The organism is Candidatus Contendobacter odensis Run_B_J11, assembly GCF_000531125.1.
In the GTDB taxonomy this organism is placed as follows: Bacteria; Pseudomonadota; Gammaproteobacteria; order Competibacterales; family Competibacteraceae; genus Contendibacter; species Contendibacter odensensis.
In genome coordinates this window covers 1-3,187 of sequence record NZ_CBTK010000089.1, presented here as the reverse complement: position 1 = coordinate 3,187, position 3,187 = coordinate 1, and the positions used below count along the sequence as shown (strand labels likewise).

Sequence of the window (3,187 nt, the reverse complement as noted above, 5' to 3'; positions counted from 1 at the left end):
CCGTGCAGGCCGTCTGATCATGAACAACCCTCACAGAAACACAATACAAGGGCGGGTTAGGCGTGAGCCGTAACCCACCGTCCCAAGGGCGGGAATGGTGAAGGCGAGTGATGTCTCGAAAGGCGGGTTACGCTTCGCTAACCCGCCCTACGCGCTATTCGCGACTGCTAAATTGCCAAAACATGGCAACCTACACTACGAACAGATAGCCGGTGATTATTTATTACCCATATTTCTTTCATACCACTCGTCATCTTGGTCTTTATTTTTTACAGGAACGGATACAGGAGAGGAATGAGGAAAATCGAGAATATCAGCACCACAAAACCGGCATTTAATGGCTTCTGTTTTTATGAATTCAGCGCAGTAAGGGCATTTTTTCATGGAACCACGTTGAAAGGCAGATTGTTCAACGGCCTCCTGATCCTTGCTAACCACAAGTGCTAAAATTAAACCAAGCGGTCCGAACAAGAATCCTAAGATAAACCAACCAAAACCACTACGACCTTTATTTGATGCGACAACCCCACTAATAACGCCACAAAAAAACCATGTAAATATAAGAAAAATTTCCATGTCACTTTCTGCCTTTGGTTATGCCTAACAGGGCGCGAGTTGAATGCCCCCCGCGTGGGGGGAAAGGATGGCGTACTGGCGACTCAGGATGAGGCGGCAGGCGCTTTGTACGATTCACTCCGTGGAAAATCGGCGGCTGACGGTCAGCGGGTTTCGAAGTAGGGGCGTAGGACCACGGATTTTCGCCGCCGACGAACGCACAATCCTGCAAGACCGAGACTGAGCAGAGCGAGAGTGGTGGGTTCGGGGATGGATTCGGTGATGGGTGACATGAGGAACGCATGGCTTCGCCCGTTTATCACACCGTTCCCGACAATCTGACTCTTATCATTGATTGCCTTAGCCTCATTTAACGTCCAGCCCGAACCAGTGGGGAGAAGCGAATTCAAATCAACTAGATGGTCGTCGGCGTATAGAAAAGCGTGAACGGCAAGATTACCTGTGGTAAACGAAGCTCCGACGACCTGTCCGTTGTCACTGATACCATAAGAGACGCTGGTTGCACCGCCTAAAGTGCCGAGGTCAGTCATAGGTCCCCCACTATACAGAAAAGCATGGCGGGTCGAACCCCCAACAGTGGTATAAAAAGCTCCGATGACCTGTCCATTGTTGTTAATACCAGTGGCATAACTCCCAACTTGTGTGTAGGGAGCAGGTATATCAGTCATGGCAGAGTTGGTGTACAGGAAGGCATGAGTCACATTATTCCCCGCGATTCCCGAATTTCCGATAATCTTTCCACTATCGTTAATGCCGAAGGCAGCACTATTAGCTCCACCTAGAGTACCGAGGTCAATCATGACCCCGTTGCTATGTAGGAAAGCATGTTGGGAGGTATCCCCTGCACGGGCCGACTCCCCAATGATTTGTCCGTTGTCGTTGATGTCGTAGGCTGCGCTCCAAGCCCCGCCAAGAGTGCCGATGGCAGTCATAACCCCGTTGACATACAGAAAGGCACGGGTACTTGTATTAGTCTGCGAAACCCCAACAACTTGTCCATTGTTGTTGATGCCGTAGGCATAGCTAAACTCTCCACCCAGGGTCCCGAGGTCAGTCGTAATTCCGTTGCTGTACAGGAAGGCATGGGGAGGCCAACCAGTATCGGCGTATGAATAACCGATAACCTGTCCATGAATATTTATGCCTGTGGCAAAACTATCCCCACCCATAGTGGTTCCAAGGTCGGTGATGGTGTATGAAGGAAGTGCCCACGCCGGACTGGAGATAAATAGCAGAGCAATTAAGATGAGGAGTTTCTTATTCATCGGCTGGGACTTCTTACGCCACCGACGAACACCGAGACCCGCGAAACCGAGACTGAGCAGCGCGAAGGTGGTGGGTTCGGGAATCGCAGAAGCGCTACCTATAATGCGGAACATCGAAGGGTTAGTCCTTGGAATGTCCAAAAGCGTCCAGTAAGCGGAAAAGTGCGGGTACTCAGGAGGATGAAGGACTGCACCAGGGGGCGAATTAGATGTGGTAGGCCACCACCAATAAATACTACAGTTGGGTGTACATGTCAGATATAACCAATACTTAGTATCGGCTTCGAGAAGCGTAGATTCTCCAGTGACAGCGGTAAAGGCGTGTGTTGGTTGTTGCGGGGTTTGTACTGGAATAGTTTGTAGCAATGACGCTGTCCATAATAGGGAAGAACTCGGTAGACCGCCAGAATCACCGAGAATTTGAACAGCGTAGTCACGGGACCAATCAGCAAGTGCAGTAAGTGCTAATTCAGCCCCCGTTACATAGCTTTGTTTAGGTAGCGTGAACGGCATGGCAATAAATTGGAATCCGAACGGACTTGCACCAATAACCCAGCCTTCTGAATTCGTAAATTCAGATAACCCCCCCGCGTTCTCATAAATCACAGTGGCATCAGCCCTTGCGATAGGCATAAGAACCAGCGAAGCAAGCAGGACAAGGAGTTTCTTATTCATTATTGGGCCTCTATGGGCGATTACCCCGCTGACCCTACGCTACCCGCCTATAAATAACAACGCACTGATTTACTAGGCTTTCCTCCACAAGAATGATCCTCTCCCGCCCCGACTTCCAGTCGGGCTTGCTCAATAGCCAGCAGGAGATTGACCTGCAACGGTACTTCCTTGACGTGCATGAGCGGCAAGCCAATGGCGATGCGTTCCCCTTCAATCTCGAAGAGCTGGTGCCTTCGGTTTACCAGTTGAAACACAAAGCCGTGGAGGCTTTGAAGAAGGGCTACACGCAAGGTGTTGATTTTATTAGTTCACCCGGTCGGGTGATCGACAACCCGAACCCCGAGGTCGAGTACCGCCTGTCCTCGGCCACGTTCGAGCACTTAGTGGCTAAAAAGAACAAAGCCATCTTCGAGGTCTATCGCCGGGTGTTCCACGCCGTGGCTGCTGAGGCTATCAAGCTGGTCAAGCCGGACGCCGGGACGGTCAGGGCCTTGGAGGCCGCCGCCAAGGCGTTGATTTGCCGTATTCACCCCACAGGGTGAAAACCCCTCCCCCCTCGGTGAACGGCCAACCGAACGCCGTTTCATCCTTAACCATTTGGTTAAAACCACGTGAATTCCGGCTATTATTCTTGACAAGTCAACATGTTAAGCTCGTTTTTTGCTAGATTC

The 3,187-nt window shown here is 50.8% G+C and carries 3 protein-coding genes; 1 reads left to right on the top strand and 2 read right to left on the bottom strand.

Annotated elements, in window-relative coordinates; all coding sequences use genetic code 11:
- Positions 1-216: 216 nt before the first annotated feature.
- On the bottom strand, positions 217-576 hold the full coding sequence (locus BN874_RS23385) for a zinc ribbon domain-containing protein (RefSeq protein WP_154724797.1): 360 nt from the start codon (positions 574-576) through the stop codon (positions 217-219).
- Positions 577-719: 143 nt separating this feature from the next.
- Positions 720-2,516: a PEP-CTERM sorting domain-containing protein gene (locus tag BN874_RS07335; protein WP_081756221.1), complete on the bottom strand. Its 1,797-nt coding sequence runs from the start codon at positions 2,514-2,516 to the stop codon at positions 720-722.
- A 92-nt stretch (positions 2,517-2,608) separates the two neighbouring features.
- Between BN874_RS07335 and BN874_RS07330 the strand changes: the two genes are divergently transcribed.
- Positions 2,609-3,058, top strand: a complete 450-nt coding sequence (locus tag BN874_RS07330; RefSeq protein ID WP_034431821.1) for a hypothetical protein — start codon at positions 2,609-2,611, stop codon at positions 3,056-3,058.
- Positions 3,059-3,187 lie beyond the last annotated feature (129 nt).